The organism is Parvibaculum sp. (assembly GCF_035325945.1).
GTDB lineage: Bacteria > Pseudomonadota > Alphaproteobacteria > Parvibaculales > Parvibaculaceae > Parvibaculum.
This window is the reverse complement of record NZ_DAOKYX010000031.1, coordinates 17,703-32,562: the sequence shown is the minus strand read 5'-3', so window position 1 is coordinate 32,562 and position 14,860 is coordinate 17,703. Positions and strand designations below refer to the sequence as shown.

At 65.1% G+C, this 14,860-nt stretch carries 16 protein-coding genes and 1 pseudogene; 10 read left to right on the top strand and 7 right to left on the bottom strand.

Annotated elements, in window-relative coordinates; all coding sequences use genetic code 11:
* A pseudogene (locus tag PKA57_RS12870) lies at nt 1–533 on the bottom strand (tRNA uridine-5-carboxymethylaminomethyl(34) synthesis GTPase MnmE); the annotation flags it as partial.
* Nucleotides 534–632: 99 nt separating this feature from the next.
* Nucleotides 633–917 (bottom strand): DUF6489 family protein, encoded by a 285-nt coding sequence (locus PKA57_RS12865; protein ID WP_324301179.1) that lies wholly within the window; start codon nt 915–917, stop codon nt 633–635.
* A gap of 123 nt (nt 918–1,040) precedes the next feature.
* Here PKA57_RS12865 and PKA57_RS12860 point away from each other — a divergent pair, with 123 nt between their 5' ends.
* Nucleotides 1,041–3,065 (top strand): thioredoxin domain-containing protein, encoded by a 2,025-nt coding sequence (locus tag PKA57_RS12860; protein WP_324301177.1) that lies wholly within the window; start codon nt 1,041–1,043, stop codon nt 3,063–3,065.
* Here PKA57_RS12860 and gcvA read toward each other — a convergent pair.
* On the bottom strand, nt 3,013–3,972 hold the full coding sequence (gene gcvA, locus PKA57_RS12855; protein ID WP_324301175.1) for a transcriptional regulator GcvA: 960 nt from the start codon (nt 3,970–3,972) through the stop codon (nt 3,013–3,015). The two genes, PKA57_RS12860 and gcvA, sit on opposite strands and share 53 nt — an antisense overlap.
* 99 nt (nt 3,973–4,071) lie before the next feature.
* On the opposite strand from gcvA, the gene PKA57_RS12850 reads away from it, so the two are divergent.
* The 4 genes from PKA57_RS12850 to PKA57_RS12835 all read left to right on the top strand — a co-directional run bounded on the left by PKA57_RS12850 (nt 4,072) and on the right by PKA57_RS12835 (nt 6,760).
* Nucleotides 4,072–4,254, top strand: a complete 183-nt coding sequence (locus PKA57_RS12850; protein WP_324301173.1) for a hypothetical protein — start codon at nt 4,072–4,074, stop codon at nt 4,252–4,254.
* A 140-nt stretch (nt 4,255–4,394) separates the two neighbouring features.
* Nucleotides 4,395–5,087 carry a dienelactone hydrolase family protein gene (locus PKA57_RS12845; RefSeq protein ID WP_324301171.1) on the top strand — a complete coding sequence of 231 codons (693 nt, stop codon included), beginning with the start codon at nt 4,395–4,397 and terminating at the stop codon, nt 5,085–5,087.
* Nucleotides 5,088–5,141: 54 nt separating this feature from the next.
* A complete protein-coding gene (locus PKA57_RS12840) occupies nt 5,142–5,765 on the top strand; it encodes a LysE family translocator (protein WP_324301169.1) in 624 nt (207 codons plus the stop codon).
* Nucleotides 5,766–5,788: 23 nt separating this feature from the next.
* Nucleotides 5,789–6,760 (top strand): quinone oxidoreductase, encoded by a 972-nt coding sequence (locus tag PKA57_RS12835; RefSeq protein ID WP_324301167.1) that lies wholly within the window; start codon nt 5,789–5,791, stop codon nt 6,758–6,760.
* 89 nt (nt 6,761–6,849) lie between these two features.
* Here the strand turns inward: PKA57_RS12835 and rho are convergent, their stop codons facing one another.
* The 4 genes from rho to hemE form a co-directional block, all read right to left on the bottom strand.
* The gene (rho, locus tag PKA57_RS12830; protein WP_324301165.1) at nt 6,850–8,115 is read right to left on the bottom strand and encodes a transcription termination factor Rho; all 1,266 of its coding nucleotides are present in this window, start codon (nt 8,113–8,115) and stop codon (nt 6,850–6,852) included.
* Nucleotides 8,116–8,383: 268 nt separating this feature from the next.
* A complete protein-coding gene (gene hemJ, locus PKA57_RS12825) occupies nt 8,384–8,830 on the bottom strand; it encodes a protoporphyrinogen oxidase HemJ (RefSeq protein WP_324301163.1) in 447 nt (148 codons plus the stop codon).
* Nucleotides 8,830–9,855, bottom strand: a complete 1,026-nt coding sequence (gene hemH / locus PKA57_RS12820; protein ID WP_324301161.1) for a ferrochelatase — start codon at nt 9,853–9,855, stop codon at nt 8,830–8,832. Before hemH ends, hemJ begins: the two co-directional genes overlap by 1 nt.
* On the bottom strand, nt 9,852–10,904 hold the full coding sequence (gene hemE, locus PKA57_RS12815; protein ID WP_324301159.1) for a uroporphyrinogen decarboxylase: 1,053 nt from the start codon (nt 10,902–10,904) through the stop codon (nt 9,852–9,854). The genes hemH and hemE overlap by 4 nt, the downstream gene beginning before the upstream one ends.
* Before the next feature lie 550 nt (nt 10,905–11,454).
* On the opposite strand from hemE, the gene PKA57_RS12810 reads away from it, so the two are divergent.
* From PKA57_RS12810 to dnaQ, 5 genes are all read left to right on the top strand, one after another.
* Complete coding sequence (locus tag PKA57_RS12810) at nt 11,455–12,279, top strand: pyruvate, water dikinase regulatory protein (RefSeq protein ID WP_324301156.1); 825 nt, start codon at nt 11,455–11,457, stop codon at nt 12,277–12,279.
* 10 nt (nt 12,280–12,289) lie between these two features.
* Nucleotides 12,290–12,892 carry a Maf family protein gene (locus tag PKA57_RS12805; RefSeq protein ID WP_324301154.1) on the top strand — a complete coding sequence of 201 codons (603 nt, stop codon included), beginning with the start codon at nt 12,290–12,292 and terminating at the stop codon, nt 12,890–12,892.
* Nucleotides 12,889–13,746 (top strand): shikimate dehydrogenase, encoded by an 858-nt coding sequence (locus PKA57_RS12800; RefSeq protein ID WP_324301152.1) that lies wholly within the window; start codon nt 12,889–12,891, stop codon nt 13,744–13,746. Before PKA57_RS12805 ends, PKA57_RS12800 begins: the two co-directional genes overlap by 4 nt.
* A 12-nt stretch (nt 13,747–13,758) precedes the next feature.
* Nucleotides 13,759–14,385, top strand: a complete 627-nt coding sequence (coaE, locus tag PKA57_RS12795; protein ID WP_324301149.1) for a dephospho-CoA kinase — start codon at nt 13,759–13,761, stop codon at nt 14,383–14,385.
* Nucleotides 14,386–14,426: 41 nt separating this feature from the next.
* A partial coding sequence (dnaQ, locus tag PKA57_RS12790) for a DNA polymerase III subunit epsilon (protein ID WP_324301147.1) occupies nt 14,427–14,860 on the top strand: 434 nt, incomplete at its 3' end.

Here is a 14,860-nt window from a genome sequence, read left to right as displayed (position 1 = left end):
TCGTCGGGAAAGTCGATCTCGGCCTCGGCATAGGCGAGCACCCGGATGAGGCGGCCCCGCCACCCTTCATAAAGAGCGCCGAGCGCCCCTTCCATCTGGCGAAGCGCCTGGCGCCGTTGGGCCGAGGTTTCCGCGTCGATGAGATCGGCGAGCCCCTCGGCCGCGGTGAGATCGAGCTTGCCGTTCTCGAAGGCGCGGCGCGTGAACTCGCCGGGCTCGGCGACCCTGAGACCCGGCAGCCGCCCGAGCGCGGCGAGCATGCCCGCGACCACCGCCCGGCCGCCGTGGAGATGAAGCTCCGCCACATCCTCTCCCGTAAAACTCCTTGGGCCCTCGAACCAGATGAGCAAGCCCTGATCGAGCGGCGCGCCGTCGGCCGGATCGCGGAAATGCCGAAGCTCCGCCATTCGGGGCGCGCCCGGCCCTCGCCCCGTCAAAGCCTCGACGGCGGCGGCCGTATCCCGTCCAGAAATGCGAATGACCGCGACGCCGGCGCGCCCCTGGGCGCTCGACAGGGCGTAAATCGTTTCCACTCCGAATCGATCCTGAATATGGGTCGGGCGGCCAGATCGGCCAGCCCGCCTTATGAGTCGCTCGTTCTAATCGACGCCTTCTAGTCGCTCGGCGCAGCGTCAGCCAGCCTTACGGCCGGCTCCCTTCTTTCCGCCGCCCGCGCCGCCACCACCGGCCGCCGAGCGCGCCATGCCCCAGAGCAGATTCTGGAATTGTTCGAGCCCCTGCGCGCCCACCGGCAGGATCGCCTTCACGATCATTTCCGGGTCGATATAGGCGAGGTTCGAGGCGAGCTGCTTTTCGAGCTGGCCGAGAAGCCGCTGCTGCATCGGTTCGAGATCGGGAAGCCCCATCAGGCGGCGCGCTTCTTCGGGTGTGAGATCGACGTCGATGGTCACTTTCATGGCTGATCTCTTCTGTTCGCAAATCTGCTAGAGGAGAAGGATGAACCGCGTCGCCCCGGCGCGGGGCCCGCGAGCGCCGCGGATCTTCCCGATCGCGCTCCAGTCAATCGTCCGGAGGCCCGCATGTCACGCAATTTCCTCGATCTCGAAACGAGCCCCTATCTCCTGCAGCACAAGGACAATCCCGTCCATTGGCGGCCCTGGGGCGAAGCGGCGCTGGCAGCGGCCCGGGCGGAGCGAAAGCCGATCCTGCTCTCCATCGGCTATGCCGCCTGTCACTGGTGCCACGTCATGGCCCATGAGAGCTTCGAGGATGAGGAAGTGGCCGAGGTGATGAACCGCCACTTCGTCTCGATCAAGGTCGACCGTGAGGAGCGGCCGGATATCGACACTATCTATATGACGGCGCTGCACCTCCTCGGCGAACAGGGCGGCTGGCCGCTCACCATGTTTCTGACGCCGGATGGCGAGCCCTTCTGGGGCGGCACTTATTTTCCCAAGAAGCCCTCCTATGGACGGCCGGGCTTCATCGCCATTCTCGAGGAGATCGCCCGCCTCTTCCGTGACGAGCCGGAAAAGATCGAGCAGAACCGGGCGGCGCTCGCCCGCTCGCTTGCCGAGCAGTCTTCGGCCGCCTATCCGGGCGAGCCGAGCCCCCATGTGCTCGAGGTCGCGGCCGAGAAATTCCTGAGCCTCATGGACCCCGTTCATGGCGGCATCAGGGGCGCGCCGAAATTTCCCCAGACGCCGCTCCTTACCTTCCTGTGGCGTTCGCATATCCGCTCGGGCCGCGCCGATATGGGCGGGGCGGTCACGCGCGCGCTGGATCACATCTGCGAAGGCGGGATCTACGATCATCTGGGCGGCGGCTTCGCCCGCTATTCGGTCGACGAACGCTGGCTCGTCCCGCATTTCGAAAAGATGCTCTACGACAATGCGGGCCTCCTGCGCCTTCTCGCCCTCGTCTGGGCCGATACGCGCAAACCGCTTTATGCGCGCCGCGCCGCCGAGACTGTCGACTGGCTGCTCCGCGAAATGACGGTCGAGGGCGGGGGCTTTGCCGCCTCGCTCGATGCCGACAGCGAGGGCGAGGAAGGCCGCTTCTATGTCTGGAGCGAGGCGGAGATCGACGCCGTGCTGGGCGCGGACGCTCCCCTCTTCAAACGCGCCTATGACGTGAGCGCCTCGGGCAACTGGGAAGGCAAGACAATCCTCAACCGCCTCGCCCGCGCCGATGCGCCCTTCTCGGAGGCGGAGGAGAAGGCTCTCCTCCCCTTGCGCGAGAGGCTTTTCGCCGCCCGCGCCGCGCGCATCCGTCCCGGCTTCGACGACAAGGTGCTCGCCGACTGGAACGGGCTGATGATCGCGGCTCTCGCCGAGGCCGGGCTGGTTTTCGAGCGCCCGGACTGGGTCGAGGCCGCCGCACGCGCCTTCGCCTTCGTGAAGACGCATATGGTGGCGGATGGCCGCCTCCATCATAGCTGGCGGGAGGGCAAGCTCCGGCACCGCGCCATGGCGGACGACCTCGCCAATATGGCTGACGCCGCCCTCGCGCTCGCGGAGGCGACGGCGGATGCGGCTTACATCGGCGACGCCGAAGCCTTCATCGCCGAACTCGACGCCCATTACCGCGACGAGGCCAATGGCGGCTATTTCTTCACTGCCGACGACGCCCACGATCTCATCGTCAGAACGCGCACCGCCGCCGACAACCCCACCCCGGCGGCAAACGGCGCGCTACCAGGCGTGCTGACGCGCCTCGCCCTTCTCACCGGGCGCGACGAATATCTCCGCCGCGCCGATGAAATCATCCGCGCCTTTGCGGGCGAGCTTGCCCGCAACATCTTCCCGCTCGGCTCCTATCTCTCGAGCCTCGAGACGCGCTTCTGGCCGCTCCAGATCGTGCTCATCGGATCGAAGGAGGCGACGGGGGATCTCGCCCGCGCGGTGTTCGGCCTTTCCCTGCCGACGCGCATCCTCTCCATCGTCGAGGATGGCGCAGCGCTCCCTCCCGGCCACCCCGCCTCGGGCAAGCGCGCTATCGACGGCAGGCCCACCGCCTATGTCTGCCGGGGCGAGACCTGCTCGCTGCCCCTCACCGATCCTCAGGCGCTTGCCGCCGAGCTTTCGCGCGCCCGCGCTCCTTGAGCCCGGCGATCTCGGCCGGCAGAAGCCCCGCCTCGCCGCGAATCCAGTTTCGGAAGGCCTGTACCTTCGGCTTCCGGGCGCTTCGTTGCGGATAGACGAGCCAATAGGCTTCCTCGTCCGGCACTTCGAGATCGAAGAGACGCACGAGCCGGCCTTCCGCGAGATCGGTCATGGCGAGCGCGTCATTGGCGAGCGCCACGCCTTGGCCCGCCGCCGCCGCCTGCAATGCCAGCGAGGCCTCGATGAAGAGCGGCCCCCGCGCCGCCCATTTCGGATTGCGGACCCCCGCCGCCTCCAGCCAGGCGAGCCAGTGGCCCATCGTCTCCTCGTGGAGAAGCGGGTAGTGGCGCAGATCCTCGGGCGTGCGGATCGGCTTCTTGGGGTCGATGAGGAGCGGACTGCACACGGGATAGACCGTCGCCTCGAAAAGCTTTTCGGAAATGACGTCGCTCCACCCGCCAAGCCCGTAGCGAATGCCGAGATCGATATTCTGCCGCTCGAAGTCGATGACCTCGGAGGATGGCAGAAGCCTCAGCTCGATTTCGGGATGCGCCCGATAGAACTTGCCGAGCCGGAGCACGAGCCAGCGGGCGGCGAATGACGGCTCGACGGAAACGGTGAGCGGCCCGCCCTCCTGGCCGAGCGCCTGCGCCCAGCCATCGGCGATCTGGTCAAAGGCCTGCGACAGGACGGGAAGAAGCGCCCGCCCCGCATCTGTGAGTTCGACGGCCCTGCCCGTCCGGTGAAAAAGCGCAATCCCCGCTTCTTCCTCGAGCGCCCTCACCTGATGGCTCACCGCCGCATGGGTGACGTGCAGCTCCTCGGCCGCGCGGGAGAAGCTCCCATGGCGGGCGGCGGCCTCGAAGGCCTTGAGCGCATTGAGAGGCGGCAGGCGGCGAATGCTCATGATGTGAGATATTCTCACAACTGTTGTGAAAAGTCATCGTTTGATCTTTTGCGTTGAAAACACCATTTTCCGGATAACCCTAAAACAATGGTGAGTAAAATGAACACTGTAGGTCTCTATGCCCGTTCCTATGTCGATGCGCTGCGCGTCGCCATGGGTGCATTCGGCGCGGAGACATCCCCCCGCCGGATGCCCCGCCGCCAGCACGCGGAGAAGCTTTCGGCCGCCCTCGCAACGAAGAAGCTGACGCCCTCGAACAAGGCCGCCGACACCCGCATCTGACCGGATGCGGGCGGGGCGGCCCCTGCCGCCCTGGCCGCTGGTGTCCCCGCGCCGGCGCGATGCCAAAACCGGTATCCCTTCCGCGGCGCACACACTAAAGTCCTCGCCATATCCATTCCGATTTGCGCGAGGAGGCTCACATGAGCGGCGAAACCATTTCCATCAACGGCCCTGACGGTTCCTTCGCGGGCTATCTCGCCAAGCCGAAATCCGGCACGGGCCCCGGCGTCGTCGTCATTCAGGAAATCTTCGGCGTCAACGAGGTGATCCGCGACCGCTGCGACTGGCTGGCCTCGGAGGGCTTCGTCGCGCTCGCGCCCGATCTCTTCTGGCGCATCGAGCCCGGCATCGACATCACCGACAAGACCGAAGCCGAGTGGAAAAAGGCTTTCGAGCTTTTCGGCAAGTTCGATGTCGAGAAGGGCATCGTCGACATCGCCGCGACCATCCGCGCCCTCCGGCCGATGACCACAGGCAAGGTCGGCGCCGTCGGCTACTGCCTCGGCGGCCAGCTTGCCTATCTCACCGCCTGCCACACCGACAGCGACGCCTCGGTCGGCTATTACGGCGTCAACATCCAGAACCGTCTCGCCGATGCCTCCGGCATCAGGAAGCCGCTCATCCTGCATATCGCCGGCAAGGACGAATTCGTCCCGGTCGAAGCGCAGAAGCAGATCGTCGCGGGCCTCAAGGACAATTCGCACGTCACGATCTATCAGTACCCGGAGGATGATCACGCCTTCGCCCGCCCCGGCGGCCAGCACTACGACAAGAAGTCGGCCGACGAGGCCAATGCCCGCAGCCTCGCCTTCTTCAAGAAGCATCTGGGCTGAGCCGCTGATCGCCGGCGGCGCATGACGCGCCGCCGGTCATTCGGGAGCGGAAAGATGTCGCTCGAGCTTTATCTCGCCTTTCTCGCCGCGACCCTCGTGCTCTGTGTCGTGCCGGGCCCGGTCGTCACCTATCTCGTCGCCACCGGCATCCGGCAGGGACCGCGCGACGCGCTGATCGGGCTTGCGGGCTCGACAAGCGCCCTCACCATCCACATGGTCCTTGTCGTTGCGGGTCTTGCGCCGCTTCTCGCCGCGCTTGGCGGCTGGGCGGATGTGCTGAAGCTCATCGGCGCGGCCTATCTCGTCTGGCTCGGCATCTCGGCCTGGCGCGCGCCCGTCGAGCATGACGACGCGGCCACCGCCGCCTCGCCCCGCATCAGGCCCGGCGTGCTCTACCGGCGCGGCCTCTTCATCTCGCTCACCAATCCGAAGACGCTGGCCTTCTACGCCGCCTTCTTTCCGCAATTCATCGATCCGGCGCATGCCCCCATGCCGCAGCTCGTCCTGCTCGCGGTGAGCTTCGTCCTTCTCGGCGCGATCTCCGACGGCACCTATGCCGTCGCCGCCGGCCGTCTCGCGCCCTATCTCAGGAATCCGCGCGCGCAATTCCTGCGCAACAAGATCACCGGGCTCGTGCTTGCGAGCACCGGCCTTGCGCTCGCGCTCGCCCGCCGTTGAACACTCCATCGAAGGAACGCCCCATGAAGATCAAAGCCATCCGCGTCCATGAAACAGGCGGGCCGGAAGTTCTCCGCTATGAGGAGATCGACCTTCCCGAACCCGCCGCGGGAGAGGTCCGCGTTCGCAATCGCGCCATCGGCCTCAATTTCGTCGAGACCTATTTCCGCTCGGGCCTCTATCCGGCGAAGCTGCCGGCCATCCTCGGCAGCGAGGCGGCGGGCGTCGTCGAGGCGGTCGGCCAGGGCGTAACCAATCTCAAGCCCGGCGACCGCGTCGCCTATAACAGCGCCGGCGCTTATGCCGAGGCGACGAATGTTCCCGCCGCGCGCGCGCTTCCGCTTCCTGCGGGCGTCGGCGACGAGGAAGCCGCCGCCCTTCTCCTCAAGGGCGCGACCGCCGAATATCTCCTCTTCCGCACCTTCAGGGTCGAGAAGGGCCAGACCATTCTCTGGCACGCGGCCGCAGGCGGCGTCGGCCTCATCGCCACGCAATGGGCGAAGCATATCGGCGCCACCGTCATCGGCACGGTCGGCTCCGACGAAAAGGCCGCCATCGCCAGCGCCCATGGCTGCGATCACGTCATCAACTACCGCAAGGAGAACGTCGCCGCGCGCGTGCTCGAAATCACCGGCGGCCGGAAAGTACCGGTCGTCTATGACGGCGTCGGCAAGGACACGTTCCTCGCCTCGCTCGATTGTCTCGCGCCCCGCGGCCTCCTCGTCTCCTTCGGCAATGCCTCGGGTCCCGTCACCGGCGTCGATCTCGGCATCCTCGCCGCGAAAGGCTCGCTCTATGTGACGCGCCCGACGCTTGCGACCTATGCCGCCTCGCCGGAGGATTACGCCGCCATCGGCGCCCATGTCTTCGACGTGGTGGCGAAGGGCGCGGTGCGCGTCGAGGTGAAGCAGCGCTACCAGCTCGCCGATGCGGCCGAAGCCCATCGCGACCTCGAGGCGAGGAAGACGACCGGCGCGACGGTGCTCGTGCCCTGACCGTCTTTCTTCGCGAAAGACTCACGCAATCATGAAAAAGGGCGGCCCGATGAGCCGCCCTTTTACTTCTCCGCGTCCGGAACGCGAGATTACGTATTCATGGAGTCGAAGAACTCGCCGTTGTTCTTCGTCTGCTTCAGCTTGTCGAGCAGGAACTCGATCGCGTCCACCGTGCCCATCGGATTGAGGATGCGGCGCAGCACATACATCTTCGAGAGCGTGCCCTTCTCGACCAGCAGCTCTTCCTTGCGCGTGCCCGACTTGATGATGTCGATCGCCGGGAAGACGCGCTTGTCGGCGATCTTGCGATCGAGGACGATTTCCGAGTTACCCGTGCCCTTGAACTCTTCGAAGATGACTTCGTCCATGCGCGAGCCGGTATCGATGAGCGCTGTGGCGATGATGGTGAGCGAGCCGCCTTCCTCGATATTGCGCGCCGCGCCGAAGAAGCGCTTCGGCCGCTGCAGCGCATTGGCGTCGACGCCGCCGGTGAGCACCTTGCCCGAGGACGGCACCACCGTGTTGTAGGCGCGGCCGAGGCGGGTGATCGAGTCGAGAAGGATCACGACGTCACGGCCATGCTCGACGAGGCGCTTCGCCTTCTCGATCACCATTTCGGCGACCTGGACGTGGCGTGCGGCCGGCTCGTCGAAGGTGGAGGAGATGACCTCGCCCTTCACCGAGCGCTGCATGTCGGTGACTTCTTCCGGCCGCTCGTCGATCAGCAGCACGATCAGATAGCACTCGGGATGGTTGGTCGTGATCGAGTGGGCGATGTTCTGGAGCAGAACCGTCTTGCCGGTGCGTGGCGGCGCGACGATGAGACCGCGCTGGCCCTTGCCGAGCGGCGCGACGATGTCGATCACGCGCGAGGATTTGTCCTTCAGCGTCGGATCGTCCACCTCCATCTCGAGCTTCTCGTCCGGATAGAGCGGCGTGAGATTGTCGAAATGGACCTTGTGGCGCGCCTTGTCGGGGCTCTCGAAATTGACAGTGCTGACCTTGAGGAGCGCGAAATAGCGTTCGCCGTCCTTGGGGCTGCGGATTTCGCCTTCCACCGTGTCGCCGGTACGGAGCGAGAAGCGGCGGATCTGCGAGGGCGACACATAGATGTCGTCAGGGCCGGGCAGGTAGTTCGCCTCGGGCGAACGCAGGAAGCCGAAACCGTCGGGCAGCACCTCGACGACGCCCTCGCCGATGATGTCGATATTCTGCTCGGCATATTGCTTGAGGATCGCGAACATCATGTCCTGCGTCCTGAGCGTCGAGGCGTTTTCGACCTGAAGCTCTTCGGCGAGGCTCAGAAGTTCCGTCGGGGATTTGGCCTTGAGGTCCTGCAGTTTGATCTGCGGCATTGGCTATGGATGCTTTCTTGGGAAGCCCGCTTGGGGCTATCGGGAAATTTGGCGGGAATTCGGATGAATGCGAAACGCGAAGTTGGGGGAAAACCCTTCTGCCTTACCTGCCTCAACGCGCTCCGGGCGCCCGGGTTTCGCTCCGCCGATCTGCTCTCGACCCCGAAGGGCTCTGCGGGGACCGGTTCTGGAACGTCAGGAAGACCGCCGGAAGAACTCCGGCTTTCCAAAGCATATAAGGCCAGAGCTTCCCGATTTCAAACGAAATCTAGAACGGCTTCACGATCGCCAGGATGACGATGAAGACGACGAGGACGGGCGGCGCCTCGTTGACGATGCGGTAGAAACGGGCGGGCCTCCGGTTCCTGTCGGCGTCGAAGTCCTTGCGCCATCTGGCAAAAAACCCGTGCAGCGCCGACATGACGAAAATGAGGAAGAGCTTGGCGTGCATCCAGCCCTGCGAAAGGAGCGCCGGGTTCGCCCACAGCATGAGCCCGCCAAAGGTGAAGGTCGCGATCATCGCCGGGTTGATGATGCCCCGGAGAAGCCGCCGCTCCATGACCTTGAAGGTCTCGGACTTCTCCGAGCCGGGCTCGGCCTCGGCGTGATAGACGAAAAGGCGGGGCAGATAGGCCATGCCCGCCATCCAGAAGATCACCGAGATGATGTGCAGCGCCTTGACCCACAGGTAGTGCTCACCGAGAAATTCCGCCATCACCCTTCCTCCCCGCAAGGCCGCCCGGCCGCTTCCTCCGGACAGTAGATCCCCTCATGACTTCGCGCCTCGCGGACGAGCTTCGCCAGCGCGGCGATGAAGCCCGGCTCCGTCCCGAGCGCCGGCACCCGCACATAGCGCGGTACACCCGCCTTTTCGGCGAGATGCCGGTACTCGATGTCGAGTTCGACCAGCGTTTCGGAATGTTCCGAGACGAAGGCGACCGGCACGACGACGAGGCTCCTGCCCTCGCGCCCGGCTCGCTCGATCTCCGCATCCGTCGCCGGCCCGATCCATTCGAGGGGCCCCACCCGGCTCTGATAGCAGGTCACCCAGTCGAGCCCTTCGATCCCGAGTGCCGCGACGATGGCCCGGCAGCTCTCCTCGACCTGGCTCTGATAGGGATCGCCCGCCTCGACCACCCGTTTCGGGAGCCCATGGGCGGAGAAGAGGACGCGCGGGGCCTTCCCCGGCCCGAACCCGCCAAGCGCCTCGCGCAGCAGCGTCGCATGGGCGGCGATGAAGCCTTCCTCGAGCGGATAGCAGCAAATGGTCCGCGAGGGCGTGGAGAGGCCCGCGGCCTTCGCCGCGCGCTTCCAGTCCTTCAGCGACGAAGCCGTCGTCGTCGTCGAATATTGGGGATAGAGCGGCAGAAGAACGATCTCATCCGCCCCCCAGGCCTTCACCGCCCGCGCCGCATCACCCGCAAAGGGCTTCCAGTAGCGCATGGCGATGAAGGCACGCGCCTCGAACTCGCCGCCCAGCGCATTTTCAAGGGCGCGGGCCTGTTTCTCCGTCAACGGCACGAGCGGCGAGCCGCCGCCGAGCTTTGCATAGATCTCCCGCGCGACAGGCGCCCGCCGCCGCGAAACGAGCTTCGCGATGAGCCAGCGCAAGGGCTGCGGCACGCGGATGATCGCCGGGTCGTTGAAGAGGTTGAAAAGGAAAGGCTCGACCGCCTCGGGCCCGTCCGGTCCGCCGAGATTGAAGAGAACGACCGCGATCTTCCGGCGCGGCGCTGTCATCCCTTCCACCCGCGCACGGTTTCGACAAGCTCGGCCACATGGTCGGGCGGCGTCTGGGGAACGATGCCATGGCCGAGATTGAAGATGAACGGGCCGCCTTCGAGCGTGCCGAGAATATTTCCGACCGCGCGGCGCATTTCATCGCCGCCCGCGACCAGCAGAAGCGGATCGAGATTGCCCTGAAGGCAGGCGAGCGGCTGCAACGCTTCGCGCGCCCAGCCCACGGAAACGCCCGTATCGAGGCTCACGCCCGAAATGCCCGTCTCGCGCGTATAGTCGATGGCAAGCGCGCCCGCGCCGCGCGGGAAGCCGATGACCGGCAGGTCTGGAAAGCGCGCACGCAGCGCCTTGACGATCGCCCGTGTCGGCTCGATCGAGAAGCGGCGGAACTGTGCTTCGGGAAGGCTTCCCGCCCAGGTGTCGAAGATCTGTATGACCTCCGCCCCCGCTTCGACCTGGGCGACGAGATGCGAGATCGTCGCGCCGACGAGAAGGTCGATGAGCTTCTGGAATTCGTCCGGCGCGCGATAGGCCCAGAGCTTCGCCGCCGCCTGATCGGCAGAACCGCGCCCGCCGACCATATAGGTCGCGACCGTCCAGGGCGCGCCCGCAAAGCCGATAAGCGCCGTCTCCGTGGGCAGGCTCGCCTTCAGACGCCGGACAGTCTCATAGACGGGCTGAAGCCGTTCGACGACCGCACTTCCATCGAGTTCGTCGATCTGTTCGGCCCTTGTGATCGGATCGAGCACCGGCCCCTCGCCTTCCCTGAAGGCAACCTTCTGGCCGAGCGCATCCGGCACGACGAGAATGTCGGAAAAGAGGATCGAGGCATCGAAGCCATAGCGCCGGATGGGCTGGAGCGTCACCTCCTCGGCAAGAGCCGGCGTGTAGCAGAGATCGAGAAAGCTTCCTGCCTCCGCCCGTACCTTCCGGTATTCGGGCAGATAGCGTCCCGCCTGACGCATCAACCAGATCGGCGCGCGATCTGTCGCCTCGCCATTGAGGGCGCGGATCAGCCGCTTGGCCTTGGTTCCGGTCACGTCGTTCACAGCTTCGCTCTCTCCAAGAAAGATTAGAATCTAGGTGGGGGTAGTAGAAGATAGCTGTGGAAGCCGGGGATCAAAAGATCGGGCATCCTTCAGGCATTTTCATCCACAAAAGTCCCGGCCGGCGGGAAATTTCCTTCATCATCGCATTCCATACCGGCATCTGTGCAAATCTTCGTCGAGACAGAACGCCGCGCCAGATTATTCGCGCCTCTGCCATGTGGATCGTCCGCTGTGGATAAATGTGAATCAGATGGACGAAGGCAAAGTCCCGGAGCCGCTGTTTTTTATTCACAGAAAAAGGGGGCGGCCTGCGTTTTCTGCTCACCGGAGGGCGAATGGGGGGAGCGATCTGGCGAAGCGTGCATGGCGGAACGCGCCGACTTCGAAAACGGCCGGTTACACCCGTTGATCACAGATTTCCACAGGCCCGCGCCCATGTTCCTCCGTCGCCTTCCGTCCCCCGCCAAATTAGCTGGAACCGCAACACCGCCCCCGATAACTTGAGCCCCGCCCGGGGCGGCCCTGCTCCGGGAGAGGCACGGCGAGTGGCATGGCATCGAAGCGCGTTTTTCATCTTCATCTGGTTTCCGACGCGACCGGCGAAACGCTGAACGCGGTCGCGCGCGCGGCTTGCGCCCAATATGAGGACGCCCAGCCCATCGAGCATGTCTATGCGCTGGTCAGGGGTCCGAAGCAGCTCGACCGCGTGCTGGCCGAAATCGAGAATTCGCCGGGCATCGTCATGTTCACCATGGTCAATGACGAATTGCGCAAGCGGCTGGAGGAGCGCTGCCTCGAACTTCAGACGCCCTGCATCTCGGTGCTCGATCCCGTCATGGGCGCACTCGGCGCCTATCTCGGCAAGAAGTCCTCGCACAAGCCCGGCCTTCAGCATGCGATGGATGCTGAATATTTCGGCCGCATCGAGGCGCTGAACTACACCATGGCCCATGATGACGGGCAGTCGGCCGGCGATCTCGACCTGGCCGACATCATTCTCGTCGGCGTCAGCCGCACATCGAAGACGCCGACCTGCATCTATCTCGCCAATCGCGGCATCAAGGCGGCGAATGTGCCCATCGTGCCCAACGTGCCGTTGCCGCCAGATCTCGAAACGGCGACCCATCCTCTCATCGTCGGCCTGACGACAAGCCCGGAAAGGCTTATCCAGATCCGCAAGAACCGTCTCCTCTCGCTTCAGGAAAAGACGGATACGAGCTATGTCGACCGCGAGACGGTCGATAGCGAAGTGGCCTTCGCCAGAAAGCTCTGTGCACGGAACGGTTGGCCGGTCATCGACGTGACCCGCCGCTCGATCGAGGAAACGGCCGCCGCCGTCCTCAATCTTTATAATGAACGCCAGAAAGTCCTCTGAGGCGATCCCCATGTCCCTGCTCATCCTCGCATCCGCCAGCGCCGTCCGGGCGAGCCTTCTGCGCCAGGCAGGTCTCGATTTTCACGTCCGGGATTCGCGCGTGGACGAGGACGCGGTGAAGAAGAGTTTTGCCGACAGCACTGACGATGGCGATACCGATGCTCTGGCGTTGCGGCTTGCCGAGGAGAAGGCGCTGGCCGTCAGCCGCGCGGAGCCGGGCGCGCTCGTCATCGGCGCCGACCAGATCATGTCCTGCGAGACGCGCCGCTTCGACAAGCCGCGCGACATGGTCGAGGCGCGCGCCAATCTTCTCTTTCTGCGCGGCCGCACGCACACGCTTCACAGCGCGGTGGTGCTGGCGCTCGACGGAGAGGTCGTCTGGGGCCATTCCGCTTGCGCCGATCTCGCCATGCGCGATTTTTCCGACACCTTCCTCGACTGGTATCTGAAGACACTGGGTGAAAAGGTGAAAACCAGCGTCGGCTGCTATCAGCTCGAAGGCCCGGGCATCCAGCTTTTCGAGCGGATCGAGGGCGACTACTTCACCATTCTCGGCCTGCCGCTTCTGCCACTGCTGGCGGAGCTTCGTGACCGCGGAGCGGCACTCTCATGACCCGCCCGGCGATCAGGAAGGTCTGCGTCATCGGCTGGCCGATCACCCATTCGCGCTCGCCCTTGATCCACAATCACTGGATCAGGACCTATGGCATCGAGAGCGCGCTTTACGAGCGTCTCGCCGTGCCGCCGGAAGACTTCGTGGCGACGCTGCATCGCCTGCCCGAGCTCGGCTATATCGGCGCCAATGTGACGGTGCCGCACAAGGAAGCGGCCTTTGCCGCCCTCACCCGCCACGATGCGGTGGCGCTGAGGCTCAAGGCCGTCAACACCATCGTCACCACGCCCGAAGGCCTCGAAGGCCGCAACACGGATGGTTACGGCTTCATCGCCAATCTGAAGGAGCGCGCGCGAGGCTGGCGCGCGGCGGCCGGCCCCGCCGTCCTGCTCGGCGCGGGCGGCGCGACGCGGGCGATCGCCGCCGCGCTCGAAAGCGAGGGCGTGCCCGAACTGCGCCTCGTCAATCGCACCCGCGCGCGGGCCGAGGCGCTCGTCTCCGATCTCGAACTCCGCTCGGCGCGGGTTTTCGACTGGGACGATGCCGCCGCCGCGCTCGACGGCGCGAACCTTCTCGTCAACACGACGACGCTTGGCATGAAGGGCGCGGGCGATCTCGACATCGCGCTCGATCCGCTGCCGCTCGGCGCATTGGTGACGGACATCGTCTATACGCCGCTCGAAACCGGCCTCCTCGCACGCGCGCGGGCGCGCGGTCACGACGTCGTGGACGGGCTCGGCATGCTGCTTCATCAGGCGGTGCCGGGTTTCGAGGCCTGGTTCGGCGTGAGGCCCGAGGTGACCGCACAATTGCGCGCGCTCGTGCTTGCCGATATGGGCGAGACGGAAAGATAAGACGGAGGGGAAATGCTGCTCATCGGTCTCACCGGCTCAATCGGCATGGGAAAATCGGAGACGGCGAAGATGTTCGCGCGCCTCGGCGTTCCGGTTTACGACGCCGATGCCGCGGTTCACGCGCTTTATGCGAAGGGTGGCGCGGCGGTGGAGCCATTGCGCGCGGTCTTTCCTTCGGCGGTGATCGACGATGCCGTCGACCGGACGGAGCTTTCGCGCTGCGTTCTCGGCCTGCCCGACGAGATGAAGAAGCTCGAGGCGATCGTCCATCCGCTGGTCGGACGGGCGCAGATGGATTTTCTGCGCAAGGCGGCGGCCGAGGGTCATCATGCCGTGGTCCTCGACATTCCCCTTCTTTATGAAACCGGCGGCGAGACGCGCGTCGATGTCGTCGTCGTCGTGAGCGCGCCCTATGATCTCCAGAAGGAGCGAGTGCTGGCCCGGCCGGGCATGGACATGGCGAAGTTCGCCGCCATCCACGCCAAGCAGGTTCCCGATGCCGAAAAGCGCCGCCGCGCCGATTTCGTCATCGAGACGGACAAGGGCCTCGATCACGCCTTCGAGGAAGTGAAGAAGGTCGTCGAGGCGCTGAAGGGCCGCGAGGGCAAGGTGCTGAAGGCGCGGCTCGGCGAGGTCTGAACGGCTCGCTCGCGGAGCGCAAATCTGTTAAGCCTCGAAGCATGAGACAGATCGTCCTCGACACGGAAACCACCGGACTTTCCCCGCAGGAAGGCCACCGGCTGGTCGAACTCGGCTGCATCGAGGTGATGAACCATGTGCCGACGGGCAACGTGTTTCATCGCTACATCAATCCCGAGCGCGACATGCCCGAAGGCGCCTTCAAGGTCCACGGCCTGTCATCGGAGTTCCTGAGCGACAAGCCGAAATTCGCCGAGATCGCGGATGAGTTCCTGGCTTTCATCGCCGAGGACGAACTCGTGATCCACAACGCCGCCTTCGACATGGCGTTTCTGAATTACGAGCTGAAGCTCGTCTCCCGCCCGCCCATCGCCGCCCGCCGCGCCATCGACACGCTCACCATCGCGCGCCAGCGCTTTCCCGGCGCGCAGAACAGTCTCGACGCGCTCTGCAAGCGTTTCGACATCGACAATTC

Excerpts from the sequence above, each read along its gene's own strand:
- PKA57_RS12810 (WP_324301156.1), top strand. The coding sequence starts at position 11,455 with ATGGCATCGAAGCGCGTTTTTCATCTTCATCTGGTTTCCGACGCGACC.
- PKA57_RS12845 (WP_324301171.1), top strand. The coding sequence starts at position 4,395 with ATGAGCGGCGAAACCATTTCCATCAACGGCCCTGACGGTTCCTTCGCG.
- PKA57_RS12860 (WP_324301177.1), top strand. The coding sequence starts at position 1,041 with ATGTCACGCAATTTCCTCGATCTCGAAACGAGCCCCTATCTCCTGCAG.
- rho (WP_324301165.1), bottom strand. The coding sequence starts at position 8,115 with ATGCCGCAGATCAAACTGCAGGACCTCAAGGCCAAATCCCCGACGGAA.
- coaE (WP_324301149.1), top strand. The coding sequence starts at position 13,759 with ATGCTGCTCATCGGTCTCACCGGCTCAATCGGCATGGGAAAATCGGAG.
- PKA57_RS12840 (WP_324301169.1), top strand. The coding sequence starts at position 5,142 with ATGTCGCTCGAGCTTTATCTCGCCTTTCTCGCCGCGACCCTCGTGCTC.
- PKA57_RS12805 (WP_324301154.1), top strand. The coding sequence starts at position 12,290 with ATGTCCCTGCTCATCCTCGCATCCGCCAGCGCCGTCCGGGCGAGCCTT.
- PKA57_RS12800 (WP_324301152.1), top strand. The coding sequence starts at position 12,889 with ATGACCCGCCCGGCGATCAGGAAGGTCTGCGTCATCGGCTGGCCGATC.
- gcvA (WP_324301175.1), bottom strand. The coding sequence starts at position 3,972 with ATGAGCATTCGCCGCCTGCCGCCTCTCAATGCGCTCAAGGCCTTCGAG.
- PKA57_RS12850 (WP_324301173.1), top strand. The coding sequence starts at position 4,072 with ATGAACACTGTAGGTCTCTATGCCCGTTCCTATGTCGATGCGCTGCGC.
- PKA57_RS12865 (WP_324301179.1), bottom strand. The coding sequence starts at position 917 with ATGAAAGTGACCATCGACGTCGATCTCACACCCGAAGAAGCGCGCCGC.
- PKA57_RS12835 (WP_324301167.1), top strand. The coding sequence starts at position 5,789 with ATGAAGATCAAAGCCATCCGCGTCCATGAAACAGGCGGGCCGGAAGTT.
- hemH (WP_324301161.1), bottom strand. The coding sequence starts at position 9,855 with ATGACAGCGCCGCGCCGGAAGATCGCGGTCGTTCTCTTCAATCTCGGC.
- hemJ (WP_324301163.1), bottom strand. The coding sequence starts at position 8,830 with ATGGCGGAATTTCTCGGTGAGCACTACCTGTGGGTCAAGGCGCTGCAC.